The sequence below is a fragment of the Clavibacter michiganensis subsp. tessellarius genome (assembly GCF_021922985.1).
GTDB classification, from domain to species: Bacteria; Actinomycetota; Actinomycetes; order Actinomycetales; family Microbacteriaceae; genus Clavibacter; species Clavibacter tessellarius.
Genome location: NZ_CP040788.1, coordinates 1,331,779 through 1,347,137, shown reverse-complemented (window position 1 = coordinate 1,347,137; position 15,359 = coordinate 1,331,779). Strand labels below are relative to the sequence as shown.

Sequence of the window (15,359 nt, the reverse complement as noted above, 5' to 3'; positions counted from 1 at the left end):
TAAACGGGAAGGCCCGTCGCATTCGTGCGACGGGCCTTTCTGCGTTAACACGCACGGCCAGAGACGCAGTTCGCTCCTTTCCGGTTCGCGCGTGACGCAGTCATGCTGCACTTGCCGAGCCCCTAGCGCGCAGCTCGCAGGCCACACTTTGCGGCTTGCGGCCTTGGGCCGTTCGTCGCGATCCGTGCGCCGCCGACGCGGGCCGTGGAGCGGCCCGAGCCGAGACCGACCAGGCCCGGTCCACGCGGAGCGGGCCTGCGTGAACGGCTAGCCTGGTCGAGGACTCGAGCACGTCCCACAACACCACAGACATCATCTGGCCCGCGGGGCCGACAGGAGCACAGTGAGCGACTCATCCGATCGAGACAGCCGGCCCGAGGGCCAGGACCGCGGATCGTCGCACTCCGCGCGCGGACGCGACGGCGGGAAGTCGCCGTACGATCGCGGGTCGTCGGGAGCGCCGCGTGGTCCTCGCGGCGACGGAGCCGGTTCGGGTGCGCGCGGAACGGGGGCCGGCCGTCCGCAACGTGACGGTGAGCGGAAGCCGTGGTCGAAGGACGCACCGTCCGGTGCGCGCCCCTCACGGGATGGTGAGCGGAAGCCGTGGTCGAAGGACGCGCCGTCGGGTGGGCGCCCGGTCCGGGATGCTGAGCGCAAGCCGTGGTCCAAGGATGCGCCGTCGGGTGGGCGCCCCGCACGGGATGGGGAGCGCAAGCCGTGGTCCAAGGACGCACCTTCCGGTGGGCGACCAGTCCGGGATGGTGAGCGCAAGCCCTGGTCGAAGGACGCGCCGTCTGGTGGCCGTCCTGCGCGGGATGGTGAGCGGAAGCCGTGGTCCAAGGACGCACCTCGTGGAGGGGATCGGGGCGGTGCTCGCCCTCCCCGTGACGGCGACAAGCTCTGGACGCGCGACGGTCGTCCCGCCCGCAACGACCGGGACGCCCCGCGGTACGAGGAGGCGCTCACCGAAGAGCAGCTCCGCGCCCGTGAGCTGCGGTCCGTCCGCCCGCGCCACGATGACCCGGAGATCCCGGAGGGCGTGCAGCCCGGCGACCTGGATCGCGTGGCCCGCAACGAGCTGAAGACGCTGAGCAAGGACAACGCCGAGGGGGTGGCGCAGCACCTCGTGATGGCCGCGCGGCTCATCGAGGAGGATCCCGAGCTGGCGCACCGGCACGCGATCTCGGCGGCACGACGAGCGGGACGCATCGCCGTGGTCCGCGAGTCGCTGGCCATCACCGCGTACGCCGTCGGCGACTACGCCCTGGCCCTCCGGGAGCTGCGGACCTACCGGCGCATCTCCGGGAAGGACGACCAGCTGGCGCTCATGGTCGACAGCGAGCGCGGCCAGGGGCGACCGGACAAGGCGCTGGAGCTGGGTCGATCGGTGCCGAAGGAGAGCCTGCCGGCGGCGGAGCAGGTCGCGCTCGCGATCGCGATGTCCGGCGCACGGCTCGACCTGGGGCAGACCGAGGCGGCGCTCGACGAGCTGTCGATCGCGCAGCTGAACCGCGACGTCGCGTACTCCTACAGCGCGGACCTCTTCCACGCGTACGCGGAGGTGCTGGAGGAGCTCGGCCGCTCCGGCGAGGCCGACGAGTGGCGCCGCCGTGCCGATGCGGCCGAGGCGGCGTTCGCGGATCCGGACGAGGGCTGGGACGACACCGTCGAGGTGGTCGAGGAGGACCTCGTCGTGGACACGTCCGATGACGACGGCGACGCCGAGGCCGGCGCCGAGACGGGCGCGTACGACGCCGACGCCGACGCTGACGGGGCCGACTCTGCCGACGCGAACCAGGCGGACGCGGACGCCGATGCCGTTCACGACGCGGACGCGGACACGGTGCCCGTGCCGCCGAGCGAGGACGGGGACGACGACGACATCGCCGTCGACGTGGACGCCGAGATCGCGCAGGATGCCGGCGACGACGGCGTTGAAGGCGAAGGCGACGCGCACCGCGCACCCGCTGCCGCGGACACCACCGACGCCGCGGCTCTCGAGCCCGAGCACGCGGAGGGCGACCGCGATGTTCGCTAGGGCGGCCAAGGGCAGCACGCCGCTGGACGGGGTCGACGTGATCCTCGCCGACCTCGACGGGGTCGTGTACGCGGGTCCCGACAGCATCCCGCACGCGGTCGACGCGCTGAACGCCGCGGCCGCCGCGGGGCTGCGGCTCGGCTACATCACGAACAACGCATCGCGCACGGACGCCTCCGTCGCGGAGCACCTGAGCTCGCTCGGGCTGACCGTGGCGCCCGAGGACGTCGTCACGTCGCCGCAGGCCGCCCTCCGGCTGCTCGCGGATCGCGTACCGGCCGGATCCACCGTGCTCGTCGTCGGCGGCGAGGGCCTCGTGCACGAGCTCGAGAAGGCCGGGTACGTCGTGACCCGCTCGGTCGAGGATCGCCCGATCGCCGTCGTCCAGGGCTTCGCGCCCGAGGTCGGCTGGGCCCAGCTCGCCGAGGCGTCCTTCGCGCTGGCGGACCCGGACGTCGTCTGGGTCGCGACCAACACCGACTGGACGATCCCCGTCGCGCGCGGCATCGCGCCCGGCAACGGGACCCTCGTCTCCGCCGTCCACACGGCCGTCGGGCGCCTGCCGGTGGTCGCCGGCAAGCCCGAGACGCCGATCTTCGACGTCGCTCGCGAGCGGTTCGGCGCCGAGCGGCCGGTGTTCCTCGGCGACCGGCTCGACACGGACATCCTGGGCGCCACGCGCGCGGGCATGGCGTCCGTGCACGTGCTCACGGGGATCGACCGGGCCAAGCAGCTGCTCGCGGCGGAGGAGGACCAGCGGCCCACCTTCATCCTCGAGCACCTCGGTCAGCTGCACGAGCCCTACCCGGAGACGCGGTTCTCGGGGCAGGGGAGCGTGGCGACCGTCGGGAAGGCGTCCGTCCGCATCGTCGGCGACCGGGTCGAGGTCGTGAAGGACGGCGGCTCCACGATCGACACGCTGCGTGCGGCGTGCGCGGTCATCTGGAACTCCGGACGGCCCATCTACGGGCTCGACGTGCCCGAGTCCCTCTACGTCGCGGCGGGCGCCACCGGCGCCGGCCGGGCGTAGCGTGGCGGGGTGAGCGACGAGGCGGGCATCCGCGGATCGGGTGACGCGGCCGCCGCGGCTGATGCCGTGGGCATCGTCGACGCGCCGTCGGACGCTGCCGAGGGCGCCGCCGGCGACGCGGACGTCGCCGAGGAGCTGGTCTCCCGGCTCGAGCTGATCGAGGGACAGCCCCTGGGGGAGCGCGCCGCGTCCTTCGCCCTGCTCCACGACGAGCTGCGCGCGCGGCTCGAGGGCGGCGACGGGGCGTCATCGCGTGGCTGACGCGACGGACGACCCCTCCTCCTCGGGCGGGGACATGAGGCTCGACGCCGCCCTGCCCGCCCTCGGCCTCGCCCGATCGCGGACGCACGCCGCCCGGCTCATCGCCGACGGCCTCGTCACGGTCGACGGGCGCGTCGTGGTGAAGCCGTCCTTCCGGGTGCTCCCGGGATCCGCGGTCGCCGTCGCGGGCACCGACGCGTACGTCAGCCGCGGCGCCCACAAGCTCATCGGCGCGCTCGACGCCTTCCCGGGCGTGCGGGTCGCGGGGCGGCGGGCGCTCGACGTCGGCGCGTCCACGGGCGGGTTCACGCAGGTGCTGCTGGAGCGCGGGGCCCGGCGGGTCGTCGCGCTCGACGTGGGCCACGGTCAGCTGGATCCGCTCATCCGCGGGGACGCGCGCGTCGACGTCGTGGAGGGCTTCAACGTGCGGGACCTCACGCCCGAGACGCTCGCGGGCGCGCTCGGCGGCGAGGCGGAGGCGCCCGACCTGGTGGTGGGGGACCTGTCCTTCATCTCGCTCGGGCTCGTGCTGCCGGCTCTCGCCCGCACGGCGTCGCCCGACGCCGACCTCGTGCTGCTCGTCAAGCCGCAGTTCGAGGTGGGGCGCACCGGGATCCGCGAGGGCATCGTGCACGACCCGGGGCTCCGCGACGACGCCGTGATGCGCGTGCTCTGGGCCGCATGGGACCTGGGCCTCGGGACCGCCGGCCTCGTCCCCTCCCCCATCGTGGGAGGGGCCGGGAACCACGAGTACCTCGCCTGGTTCAGCGGTCGCGCGGGGAGCAATCCGACACAATGGAGATCGACGTCGAACGAGATCACAGGAGCGTGAGCGAAGTGGCTGGACCCGCGAGGCACATCCTGGTCGTGTCCCACACGGGACGGCGCGACTCCATCGACGCGGCGCTCAGCGTGTGCGCGCAGCTGGCCGAGGCCGACGTGCGCATCGTGCTCACCGCCGAGGAGAAGGCCGACATCCTGCCGTTCGCGCCCGAGATGGCCGGGGTGGCGGTGCTCGGCGAGGACGTGCAGACGGCCGACCTCGAGATCGTCATCGTGCTCGGCGGCGACGGCACCATCCTCCGTTCGGCCGAGCTCGTGCGCGGCACGTCGGTGCCGCTGCTCGGCGTCAACCTCGGGCACGTCGGCTTCCTGGCCGAGAGCGAGCGGGAGGACCTCACGGCCACCGTGCGTCGCGTGCTCGACCGGGACTACACGGTCGAGGAGCGCATGACGCTCGACGTCACCCTCAAGGTCGGCGCCGACATCGTCTACCGCACCTGGGCGCTCAACGAGGCGACCGTCGAGAAGGCCAGCCGCGAGCGGATGCTCGAGGTGGTGGTCGAGATCGACGGGCGGCCGCTCGCGTCCTACGGCTGCGACGGCATGGTCGTGTCGACGCCCACCGGATCCACGGCGTACGCGTTCTCGGCCGGTGGCCCCATCGTGTGGCCGAGCCTCGAGGCCATGCTCGTGGTGCCGCTCAGCCCGCACACGCTCTTCGCGCGGTCGCTCGTCGTGGGGCCGGAGTCCACGGTCGCCGTCGAGGTGCTCAGCCGCACCTCCGGCTCCGGCGTGCTGTGGTGCGACGGCCGGCGCACGCGGGACATGCCGCCCGGGGCGCGCGTCGAGGCGCGGCGGTCCACCATCCCCGTGCGCCTCGCGCGCCTCAAGCAGTCGCCGTTCACCGACCGCCTCGTGAACAAGTTCGAGCTGCCGGTCACCGGCTGGAGGGGGCCCGTCGACCGTGATTGAGGAGATCACCATCCGCGACCTCGGGGTGATCGGCCAGGCCACGCTGCCGCTCGGGCCGGGCTTCACGGCCGTCACGGGCGAGACCGGCGCGGGCAAGACCATGGTCGTCACCGCCCTCGGGCTGCTGCTCGGCGCGCGCGCCGACTCGGGCGCCGTGCGGCAGGGGAGCGAGCGCGCGGTCGTCGAAGGCCGCTGGATCATCGCGGCCGACGGGCCCGTGCCCGAACGCGTGCGCGACGCCGGGGGAGACGTCGACCCCTTCGGCGACGGCACGCGCGGCGAGCTCATCGTCACGCGGCAGCTGTCGTCCGAGGGGCGCAGCCGGGCCTCGGTCGGCGGCCGGGGCGCCCCCGCGGCGCTGCTCACGGAGATCGGCGAGCAGCTCGTCGTGGTGCACGGCCAGTCCGACCAGATGCGGCTGCGGTCGTCCACGGCGCAGCGGCAGGCCCTCGACCGCTTCGCCGGATCCGCGCTCGCGCCCGTGCTCGCCGAGTACCAGGAGGTCTTCCGGCGCTGGCAGGCCGCCCGCGCGGAGCTCGACCGGCTCGTCACGGAGCAGGACGCCCGCACGCGCGAGGCCGAGGACCTCCGTGCGGCCATCGACGCGATCGAGGCGGTCGCGCCCCAGCCCGGCGAGGACGAGGAGCTGCGCGAGCGCATCGACCGCCTCACGAACCTCGAGGACCTGCGGGCGGCGGCGTCCGCCGCGCACGAGCTCATGTCGTCGGAGGACGCGGCGGGGGAGACGGCCGACGCCGCCTCGGTGCTCGACACCGCGCACCGGCGCCTCGACCGCGTCGCCGCGCACGACCCCGGGCTCGCCGAGGTCATCGAGTCGCTCGACAGCGCGCGCATCCTCGTCTCCGAGATCGCCGTGCAGCTCTCGGGCTACCTCGCGGGGCTCGACGCCGACGGCGCCCGCGAGCTCGAGTCGCTGCAGGACCGCCGGGCCGAGCTCGCGGCCCTCACCCGCGTGCACGGGCCCACCGTGGAGGACGCGCTCGCCTTCCTCGACACGGGCAGCGCGCGCCTCCTCGAGCTCGACGGCGACACCGACCGGATCGACCTGCTGCGCGTCGAGGTGGAGCGCGACGAGCAACTCGTCGGCGAGCTGGGCGCCCGCGTCACGGCCGTCCGGGAGGAGGCCGGCGCGCGTCTCGCGGACGCCGTCACCGCGGAGCTCGGCGCGCTCGCGATGGCCGACGCGTCGCTCGACGTGCGCGTGAGCCCGCGGGAGGAGCCCGCGCTGTCGGGCGCCGACCGCGTCGAGATCCTGCTGCGGCCGCACGCGGGCGCCGAGGCGCGGCCGCTCGGCCGCGGGGCGTCCGGTGGCGAGCTGTCGCGCGTGATGCTCGCCATCGAGGTCGTGGTGGCGGGCGACGACCCCGTGCCCACCTTCGTGTTCGACGAGGTCGACGCGGGCGTCGGCGGCGCGGCCGCCATCGAGATCGGCCGGCGGCTCGCGCGGCTGGCCGAGCGCGCGCAGGTCATCGTGGTCACCCACCTCGCGCAGGTCGCGGCGTTCTCCACGAACCACCTGCGCGTCGTCAAGGGCGGCGACGGGCAGGTCACGGCCTCCAGCGTCACGCAGCTCGAGGGCGACGCGCGGATCCAGGAGATGGCGCGCCTGCTCTCGGGCCTGCCGGACAGCGAGAGCGGCCTGGCGCACGCGCGCGAGCTCGTGGAGACGGCGGCGTCGCTGCGCTGACGCGGGGACGCGGCGCGTCGGGGGTGTGGCGGCGCGCCGATTCCCACGTAGGATGGAAGCCCGTGGCGGACATCGAAACAACGGACACGGACTCGAGCACGACGGACAGCACGACCAGCACGGCAGGCGGCAGGATCACCCGGCACATCTTCGTGACCGGCGGCGTCGTCTCCTCGCTCGGCAAGGGCCTCACGGCGGCCAGCCTGGGCAACCTCCTCACGGCGCGCGGCGTGCGCGTCGTCATGCAGAAGCTGGATCCCTACCTCAACGTGGATCCGGGCACCATGAACCCCTTCCAGCACGGCGAGGTCTTCGTGACCGACGACGGAGCGGAGACCGACCTCGACATCGGGCACTACGAGCGCTTCCTCGACATCGAGCTGGACCAGGCGGCCAACGTGACCACCGGCCAGATCTACTCGGAGGTCATCGCCAAGGAGCGCCGTGGCGAGTACCTCGGCGACACGGTGCAGGTCATCCCGCACATCACCGACGAGATCAAGCGCCGCATGCGCCTGCAGTCCTCGGACGAGCCGCAGCCCGACGTGATCATCACCGAGATCGGCGGCACGGTCGGCGACATCGAGAGCCAGCCCTTCATCGAGGCGGCGCGCCAGGTGCGCCACGAGCTCGGCCGGAACAACGTCTTCTTCGTGCACGTCTCGCTCGTGCCGTACATGGGCGCGTCGGGCGAGCAGAAGACCAAGCCCACGCAGCACTCGGTGGCGGCGCTGCGCTCCATCGGGATCCAGCCGGACGCCCTCGTGCTCCGCAGCGACCGGCCCGTCTCCGACTCGAACAAGAAGAAGATCGCGCTCATGTGCGACGTGGACGAGCAGGCCGTCGTGAACGCGGTCGACGTGCCGAGCATCTACGACATCCCCGAGATGCTGCACGGGCAGGGCCTCGACAGCTACATCATCGACCACCTCGGCCTCCCGGCCGCGGACGCCGTCGACTGGTCCGGCTGGAGCGACCTGCTCGACGCCGTGCACGACCCGAAGCACGAGGTCACGATCGGCCTGGTCGGCAAGTACATCGACCTGCCCGACGCGTACCTGTCGGTGACCGAGGCGCTGCGGGCGGGCGGGTTCGCCCACTCGGCGCGCGTGAAGCTGCGCTGGGTCGCGTCCGACGAGTGCGAGACGCCCGAGGGCGCCGCGAAGAGGCTGAGCGACCTGGACGCGCTGTGCGTGCCGGGCGGCTTCGGCATCCGCGGCATCGAGGGCAAGCTCGGCGCGCTGAAGTTCGCGCGCGACAACATGATCCCGGTGCTCGGCCTCTGCCTCGGCCTCCAGTGCATGGTCATCGAGTACGCGCGCAACGAGGCGGGCCTCGCGGGCGCGTCCTCGAGCGAGTTCGATCCCGAGAGCGAGTTCCCGGTCGTCGCGACGATGGCCGAGCAGGTCGACATCATCGCGGGCGGCGACCTGGGCGGCACCATGCGCCTCGGCCTCTACGAGGCGGCGCTCGCGCCCGGCTCGCTCGCGGCGGAGCTGTACGGCGCGCCCGTCTCCCACGAGCGCCACCGCCACCGCTACGAGGTCAACAACCAGTTCCGCGAGCGCATCCAGGACGCCGGCCTCGTGTTCTCGGGCACCTCGCCCGACGGCACGCTCGTCGAGTACGTGGAGCTGCCGCGCGAGGTGCACCCGTTCTACATCGGCACGCAGGCGCACCCGGAGCTCCGGTCGCGTCCGAACCGCGCGCACCCGCTGTTCGCCGGCCTCGTCCGCGCGGCCCTCGACCGCCAGGCGGCCAGCACGCTGTTCGCGGAGGACGACGCCGAGGCCGTCGCGTGACGGACGCCGTGAGCGGATCCGGCGACGCCGAGCTGGTCGACGACCCGGCCGCGTACGAGATCACGTCGAGCGAGAAGGCGTTCGCGGGCATGGTCTGGGACGTCCGGCGCGAGACGTTCCGGTACGGCCACGCGGAGATCACGCGGGAGTTCGTCGACCACACGGGCGCCGTCGCGGTGCTCGCGATCGACGACGAGGACCGCGTGCTCCTCATCAAGCAGTACCGGCACCCAGTGCGGATGCGCGAGTGGGAGATCCCGGCCGGGCTCCTCGACGTGACCGACGAGCCGCCGCTCGCCGCCGTGCAGCGCGAGCTGGCGGAGGAGGCCGACCTCGAGGCCGCCGACTGGAGCGTGCTCGCGGAGTTCCTCACGACGCCCGGGGGCAGCGACGAGGCGATCCGCGTGTACCTCGCGCGCGGCCTCACCGCCACGGCGGAGGCGTTCGCGCGCACGGACGAGGAGGCCGACATCGAGAAGCGCTGGGTGGACCTCGACGAGGTCGTCACCGCGGTGCTCGAGCGGCGGATCCAGAACCCGTCGACCGTGATCGCGGTGCTCCAGGCGCACGTGGCGCGCTCGCGCGGCTGGACGACGCTCGGCCCCGCGGACGCGCCCTGGCCAAGGCACCCGAAGCTCCGCGACGACGGGTCCGCGCCCGCCTCGTGACGGACGCGGCCGACGCACCGGGGGGAGCGGCGCCCGACGCCGCCCCCGAGGTGCCGGTCGCGCTCCGTGGCGCCGTCGACCGCTGGCTCCGGCACGTCGAGGTGGAGCGCGGCCTCTCCCGCAACACGGTCCAGGCCTACCGCCGCGACCTCGCCCGCTACACGGCGCACCTCGCCGCGTCGGGCGTGCGGGATCCGGCCGACGCGACGCCCGCGCACGTCACCGGCTTCGCGCAGCGCGTCCGCGACCCCGCGCAGGGCGGCCTCACGGCGTCGTCGCTCGCGCGCATGCTCTCCAGCGTCCGGTCGTTCCACCGCTTCCTGCTGGAGGAGGGGATCGTCGAGGTCGACGTGTCCGCCGACGCCCGGCCGCCGAAGCTGCCGAGCCGCCTGCCGAAGGCCGTCTCGATCGAGACGATGGGGCGGATCCTCGACGCCACCGACGGCGACGACCCCCTCCGCGTGCGCGACAAGGCACTGCTCGAGCTGCTGTACGCGACCGGCGCGCGCGTGAGCGAGATCACGGCGCTGACGGTCGACGACGTGCTCGGCCCCGACGGCGCGGCCGACGAGCTCGTGCGCGTGCTCGGCAAGGGCGGCAAGCAGCGGATCGTGCCCGTCGGGTCGTTCGCGCGCCGGGCCGTCGACGCGTACCTCGTGCGCGTCCGCCCGATCCTCGCCGCGCGTGGATCCGCGACCCCCGCCCTGTTCCTCGGGCTGCGCGGCCACGCGCTCTCCCGGCAGAACGCGTGGCTCGTGATCAAGGCGGCGGCCGAGCGCGCGGGCGTCTCCGAGGAGATCTCGCCGCACACGTTCCGCCACTCGTTCGCGACGCACCTCATCGCGGGCGGCGCCGACGTGCGCGTCGTGCAGGAGCTCCTCGGCCACTCGTCGGTCGCGACCACGCAGATCTACACGCGCGTGACGGTCGACACCCTGCGCGACGTCTACACGACCGCGCACCCGCGTGCCCGCCGGGCGTGAGCGACCCTCCCCGGTAGACTCGCAGGATCCGGCGGACGGCGTCGGAGGAGCGGCAGGAAGAGACCCACGTGACGCGCAAGCCAGATGTGACCGAGCTCCCGGGAATGGACGTCCCCGTGCTCGGACCCACCGGCCGGGAGCTGCGCGAGTTCGCCGAGCCCGAGCCGCTCGCGGGGCACGGGCCCGCGAAGATCATCTCCCTCTGCAACCAGAAGGGCGGCGTCGGCAAGACGACCACCGCCATCAACCTGGGTGCCTCGCTCGCCAGCTACGGCCGCCGCGTGCTGGCCGTCGACTTCGACCCGCAGGGCGCGCTGTCCGCGGGCCTCGGCGTGCAGACGCACGACGCGGTCACGGTGTACGACCTCCTGCTCGGCACCGTGAAGGACCCGCGCGAGGCCATCCAGACCACGGGCTTCGAGGGCCTCGACGTCATCCCCGCCAACATCGACCTGTCGGCCGCGGAGGTGCACCTCGTCAACGAGGTGGCGCGCGAGCAGATCCTCGCGAGCGTGCTGCGCAAGGTGAGCGGCGACTACGACGTCATCCTCATCGACTGCCAGCCGTCCCTCGGCCTCCTCACCGTCAACGCGCTCACGGCGAGCCACGGCGTGCTGATCCCCCTGGAGTGCGAGTACTTCGCGCTGCGCGGCGTCGCGCTCCTCGTCGAGACCATCGAGAAGGTCAAGGACCGGCTGAACCCGGGGCTCGAGCTCGACGGGATCCTCGCGACCATGTACGACTCCCGCACCCTGCACTCGCGCGAGGTCCTGCAGCGCGTGGTCGAGGCGTTCGACGCGAGCGTGCTGGAGACCGTGATCGGCCGCACCGTGAAGTTCCCGGACGCGTCCGTGGCGGGCAAGCCCATCATCCAGTTCGCGCCCGAGCACCCGGCCGCGCTCGCGTACCGCAAGGTGGCGCGGGAGCTCATCGCGCGTGGCGCCGTCGCGTAGGGGCTCGTCCCCGGCCGGCGCCGGCCTCGCGGTGGAGGACGCGCCGCGGACGGATCCCGAGCGCGCGTTCCGTGTCAGCATCGGCAACTTCGAGGGGCCGTTCGACCTGCTGCTGTCGCTCATCGGCAGCCACGAGATGGACATCACCGAGGTGAGCCTGAGCCTCGTGACCAACGAGTTCATCGCGCACATCCGCGGGCTCGACGGACCGGACGACCTCGACGAGGCCAGCTCCTTCCTCGTGGTCGCGGCGACGCTGCTCGACCTCAAGCTGGTGGGGCTCCTGCCGCAGGGGGAGCTGGTGGACGCGGAGGACGTGGCGCTCCTGGAGGCGCGCGACCTGCTGTTCGCGCGCCTGCTGCAGTACCGCGCGTTCAAGGAGGCGGCGAGCTGGTTCCAGCAGCGCCTCGCGACCGAGTCGACGCGCGCCTTCCGCGACGTGCCGCTCGAGGAGCGCTTCCGGGCGCAGGTGCCGGAGCTCGTCTGGACGACCTCGCCCGCCGACCTCGCGGCCATCGCGCTGCTCGCGCTCGCGCCGCGGGAGGTGCCGACCGTGGGACTCGACCACCTGCACGCGCCGCTCGTGAGCATCCGGGAGCAGGCGGCCGTGGTCGTCGCGCGGCTGCGGGTCGGGGTGCCCGTCACCTTCCGCGAGCTCGTGGCGGATGCCGGGCTCACGGGCGTCGTGATCGCGCGCTTCCTCGCGGTGCTCGAGCTGTACCGCGTCGCCGCCATCGAGTTCGACCAGCCCGAGGCGCTCGGCGAGCTGACGCTGCGCTGGACCGCCGAGAGCTGGAGCGACGACGCGCTCGCGAGCCTGGGGGCGGGCTATGACAGCTGAGCCGGGGGATCCCGCTGACGGCGCCGCCGCCGCGCCCGAGTCCGACGCGCCGCTCGACCTCGACCGCGCGCTCGAGGCGCTGCTCATGGTGGCCGACGAGCCGCAGAGCGTGACGACCCTCGCGACCGCGACCTCGACGCCCGTGAAGGAGGTGCGCCGCGCGATCCAGCGACTCGTCGACGACTTCGACGGCCGCACCGGGGGAGTGCGCCGCGGCTTCGAGCTGCGCGAGGTCGGCGGCGGCTGGCGCGTGTACGTGCGGGCCGAGTACGACACGGTGATCCGCGACCACGTGCTCACGCAGAACCCGACGCGCCTCTCGCAGGCGGCGCTCGAGACGCTCGCGGTGATCGCCTACAAGCAGCCGATCAGCCGCAGCCAGGTCGCGGCGATCCGCGCCGTCAACGTCGACTCGGTGGTGCGGACGCTGCTCGCGCGGGGCCTCGTTACGGAGGCCTTCACCGACGGCGAGACCGGCGCGATCCATTACGGTACGACAGACCACCTGCTCACGCAGCTCGGCATCAACTCGCTCGACGAGCTCCCCCCGATCTCCCCGTTGCTCCCCGACGGGGCGGAAGGCTTCCATGACCCCCTCCACTGAGAACGAGCACGCCTGGAACCCGGACGAGCCGGTGCAGGGCATCCGCCTGCAGAAGGTGATGGCCGCCGCCGGCGTCGCCAGCCGCCGCGTCTGCGAGGACATGATCGCCGCGGGCCGCGTCACCGTGAACGGCGAGGTCGTCACCGAGCCCGGCCGCCGCATCGACCCCGACGTCGACGAGGTCGCGGTCGACGACCAGGCCGTGCAGCTCGACACCTCCAAGCGCTACCTGATGCTCAACAAGCCCGTCGGCATCTACTCCTCGCTCCGCGACGAGCGCGGCCGCCCCGACCTCCGCGAGTTCACCGAGGAGTTCGAGGAGCGCCTGTTCAACGTCGGCCGCCTCGACGCGGAGACGAGCGGGCTCCTCATCCTCACCAACGACGGCGACCTCGCGCACGTGCTCGCGCACCCGTCCTTCGGCGTGCTGAAGACGTACATCGCCAAGGTCACCGGCCGCGTCACGCCGCAGACGATCCAGCGGCTCACGCAGGGCGTGGACCTCGAGGACGGGCCGATCCAGGCGGACCGCGCGCGCATCCTCTCGGGCGGCGGCGACCAGACGCTCGTGGAGATCACGCTGCACTCGGGCCGCAACCGCATCGTGCGCCGCATGCTCGACGAGGTCGGCCACCCGGTGGAGGAGCTCGTGCGCCGCCAGTTCGGGCCGCTGCACCTCGGATCCCTCGGGGTCGGCCGCGTGCGCGACCTCACCTCCGACGAGCTCGGCCAGCTCCTCACCATCTCGCGCGAGGCCCGCGCGCAGGCCGGACCCGCGACCCCGCAGGGCGCCGGCGCGGCGGCCGAGGCGCAGGGGGACGTCGACCGCGAGGACGGCGAGTGAGCGAGGCCGCGGGCGCCGTCCAGGCGACCGACACGCGCGTGCAGGGGACCGTCCGGATCGTCGGCACGGGGCTCCTCGGCACGAGCATCGGCCTCGGGCTCTCCGCCCGCGGCGTCGACGTGGTGCTCGCGGACGCGTCGCCGACCACGTTGCGGCTCGCGGCGGACATGGGCGCCGGGCGGATCGCGGACGCGTCGTCCGCGCCCGACCGGCCGTCGCTGGTGGTCGTGTGCGTGCCGCCGGACGTGACCGCGCGCGTGGTCGCGGCCGAGCTGGCCGCGCATCCGGACGCCCTCGTCACCGACGTCGCGAGCGTGAAGGCCGCGCCGCTCGCGGATCTCGCCGCGATGGGCGCCGACCTCTCCCGCTACCTCGGCTCGCACCCGCTCGCCGGGCGCGAGCGCGGCGGCCCCGTCTCCGCGACGGGCGACCTCTTCCTCGGCCGGCCCTGGGTCATCGCGGGCCACGGCGGCATCACGTACGCGGCGGGCGCGCCCGTCGAGCAGCTGATCCTCGACCTCGGCGGCGTGCCGATCGAGATGACCGCGGAGGAGCACGACGCCTCGGTGGCGCTCGTCTCGCACGTGCCGCAGGTGGTCGCGAGCCTGCTGGCGTCGCGGCTCGCCGACGGATCCGCGACCGCGCTCGGCCTCTCCGGCCAGGGGCTCCGCGACACCACGCGCATCGCGTCGAGCGACGCGGCGCTGTGGGTGCAGATCCTCGGCGCCAACGCCTCCCGCATCGTGCCGATCCTGCGCGCCATGCGCGCCGACCTCGACGACGTCATCGGCGCGCTCGACGACGTCGACGCGCAGGGTGCCCGGCTGCGGGTGGCCGAGCGGATCCACGCGGGGAACGCGGGCGTCGCCCGCATCCCCGGCAAGCACGGGCAGGACCGGCGCTTCGCCGCCCTCACCGTGATGATCGACGACCGGCCCGGCCAGCTCGCCGCGCTGATCGCGGACGTCGGCGCCGCCGACGTCAGCATCGAGGACCTGCGCCTCGAGCACTCCCAGGGCGCGCAGGTCGGTCTCGTCGAGATCGCCGTGCTGCCCGAGGCCCGTGACCGCCTGGTCGCGCGGCTCGAAGAACGGAACTGGAGGATCGCCGGATGACCGGAGACGCCGTGGACGCACCCGAGACGACCGCACCCGACCCGCTCGAGGACGCCCTCCTCGTCGACGCCACGCTCAACCGCACGGTCGTCGCCGTCGACGGCCCCGCCGGCAGCGGCAAGTCGAGCGTGAGCCGCGCCGCCGCGCGCGCCCTCGGCTTCGACTACCAGGACACGGGCGCCGCGTACCGCGCGCTCAGCTGGTTCGCGCTGGAGAGCGGCGTCGACACCGAGGACCCCGCGACCGTCACGAGCCTCATCGAGGGCTTCGACTACGACATCGGCATCGACCCGTCCGAGACGCGCGTGAGCGTGCGCGGCACCGACGTCACCGAGGCGATCCGCGAGCCGCGCGTCTCCGCCGTGGTCAGCCACGTGGCGCGCGTGCCCGAGGTGCGGCACTACATGGTGGAGCTGTTCCGCTCGCTCATGGCGTCGAGCGACAAGCCCGGCATCGTGGTCGAGGGGCGCGACATCACCACCGTCGTCGCGCCGGACGCCCAGGTGCGCATTCTCCTCACGGCCTCCCCGGAAGCTAGGATGAGGAGGCGTTCCGCGGAGACGACGAATCAGTCGGCCGCCGCGGTCGGCGAATCACTCGCCTCCCGGGATCGGGCCGACTCGCAGGTCGTCGATTTCATGAACGCCGCAGATGGTGTGACCACCATCGACTCCACGGACATCGACTTCGACCAGACCGTCCAGGCGGTGGTCGATCTCGTTCACGCACGAACAGATTGAGGCGCGGCCCGGTGACG

At 73.5% G+C, this 15,359-nt stretch carries 15 protein-coding genes; all 15 read left to right on the top strand.

Annotated elements, in window-relative coordinates; genetic code table 11:
* The first annotated feature begins 1,039 nt into the window (after positions 1 to 1,039).
* The 15 genes from FGG90_RS06145 (at position 1,040) to cmk (ending at position 15,342) form a co-directional block, all read left to right on the top strand.
* Positions 1,040 to 2,038 (top strand): hypothetical protein, encoded by a 999-nt coding sequence (locus tag FGG90_RS06145; protein ID WP_237583534.1) that lies wholly within the window; start codon positions 1,040 to 1,042, stop codon positions 2,036 to 2,038.
* Positions 2,028 to 3,068, top strand: a complete 1,041-nt coding sequence (locus tag FGG90_RS06140; protein ID WP_094129184.1) for an HAD-IIA family hydrolase — start codon at positions 2,028 to 2,030, stop codon at positions 3,066 to 3,068. The genes FGG90_RS06145 and FGG90_RS06140 overlap by 11 nt, the downstream gene beginning before the upstream one ends.
* Before the next feature lie 9 nt (positions 3,069 to 3,077).
* Positions 3,078 to 3,329, top strand: a complete 252-nt coding sequence (locus FGG90_RS06135) for a hypothetical protein (protein ID WP_210433109.1) — start codon at positions 3,078 to 3,080, stop codon at positions 3,327 to 3,329.
* Positions 3,330 to 3,363: 34 nt separating this feature from the next.
* Positions 3,364 to 4,161 (top strand): TlyA family RNA methyltransferase, encoded by a 798-nt coding sequence (locus FGG90_RS06130; RefSeq protein ID WP_094129187.1) that lies wholly within the window; start codon positions 3,364 to 3,366, stop codon positions 4,159 to 4,161.
* 5 nt (positions 4,162 to 4,166) lie between these two features.
* Complete coding sequence (locus tag FGG90_RS06125; protein ID WP_372584815.1) at positions 4,167 to 5,084, top strand: NAD kinase; 918 nt, start codon at positions 4,167 to 4,169, stop codon at positions 5,082 to 5,084.
* Positions 5,077 to 6,792, top strand: coding sequence for a DNA repair protein RecN (recN, locus tag FGG90_RS06120; protein WP_094129193.1), 1,716 nt, complete (start codon positions 5,077 to 5,079; stop codon positions 6,790 to 6,792). Before FGG90_RS06125 ends, recN begins: the two co-directional genes overlap by 8 nt.
* A gap of 62 nt (positions 6,793 to 6,854) precedes the next feature.
* On the top strand, positions 6,855 to 8,594 hold the full coding sequence (locus FGG90_RS06115; protein WP_094129196.1) for a CTP synthase: 1,740 nt from the start codon (positions 6,855 to 6,857) through the stop codon (positions 8,592 to 8,594).
* Complete coding sequence (locus FGG90_RS06110; protein ID WP_165771396.1) at positions 8,591 to 9,262, top strand: NUDIX domain-containing protein; 672 nt, start codon at positions 8,591 to 8,593, stop codon at positions 9,260 to 9,262. The genes FGG90_RS06115 and FGG90_RS06110 overlap by 4 nt, the downstream gene beginning before the upstream one ends.
* Positions 9,259 to 10,245 (top strand): site-specific tyrosine recombinase XerD, encoded by a 987-nt coding sequence (gene xerD, locus FGG90_RS06105; protein ID WP_094129199.1) that lies wholly within the window; start codon positions 9,259 to 9,261, stop codon positions 10,243 to 10,245. Before FGG90_RS06110 ends, xerD begins: the two co-directional genes overlap by 4 nt.
* Positions 10,246 to 10,349: 104 nt before the next feature.
* Positions 10,350 to 11,198: a ParA family protein gene (locus FGG90_RS06100; protein ID WP_250891237.1), complete on the top strand. Its 849-nt coding sequence runs from the start codon at positions 10,350 to 10,352 to the stop codon at positions 11,196 to 11,198.
* Positions 11,182 to 12,039 (top strand): segregation and condensation protein A, encoded by an 858-nt coding sequence (locus FGG90_RS06095; protein WP_378143564.1) that lies wholly within the window; start codon positions 11,182 to 11,184, stop codon positions 12,037 to 12,039. The genes FGG90_RS06100 and FGG90_RS06095 overlap by 17 nt, the downstream gene beginning before the upstream one ends.
* The gene (scpB, locus tag FGG90_RS06090; protein ID WP_094129205.1) at positions 12,029 to 12,643 is read left to right on the top strand and encodes an SMC-Scp complex subunit ScpB; all 615 of its coding nucleotides are present in this window, start codon (positions 12,029 to 12,031) and stop codon (positions 12,641 to 12,643) included. The genes FGG90_RS06095 and scpB overlap by 11 nt, the downstream gene beginning before the upstream one ends.
* Positions 12,627 to 13,487, top strand: a complete 861-nt coding sequence (locus tag FGG90_RS06085; protein WP_094129208.1) for a pseudouridine synthase — start codon at positions 12,627 to 12,629, stop codon at positions 13,485 to 13,487. Before scpB ends, FGG90_RS06085 begins: the two co-directional genes overlap by 17 nt.
* The gene (locus FGG90_RS06080) at positions 13,484 to 14,602 is read left to right on the top strand and encodes a prephenate dehydrogenase (protein ID WP_094129211.1); all 1,119 of its coding nucleotides are present in this window, start codon (positions 13,484 to 13,486) and stop codon (positions 14,600 to 14,602) included. The genes FGG90_RS06085 and FGG90_RS06080 overlap by 4 nt, the downstream gene beginning before the upstream one ends.
* Positions 14,599 to 15,342, top strand: coding sequence for a (d)CMP kinase (gene cmk / locus FGG90_RS06075; RefSeq protein ID WP_094129214.1), 744 nt, complete (start codon positions 14,599 to 14,601; stop codon positions 15,340 to 15,342). The genes FGG90_RS06080 and cmk overlap by 4 nt, the downstream gene beginning before the upstream one ends.
* The last annotated feature ends 17 nt before the right edge of the window (positions 15,343 to 15,359 follow it).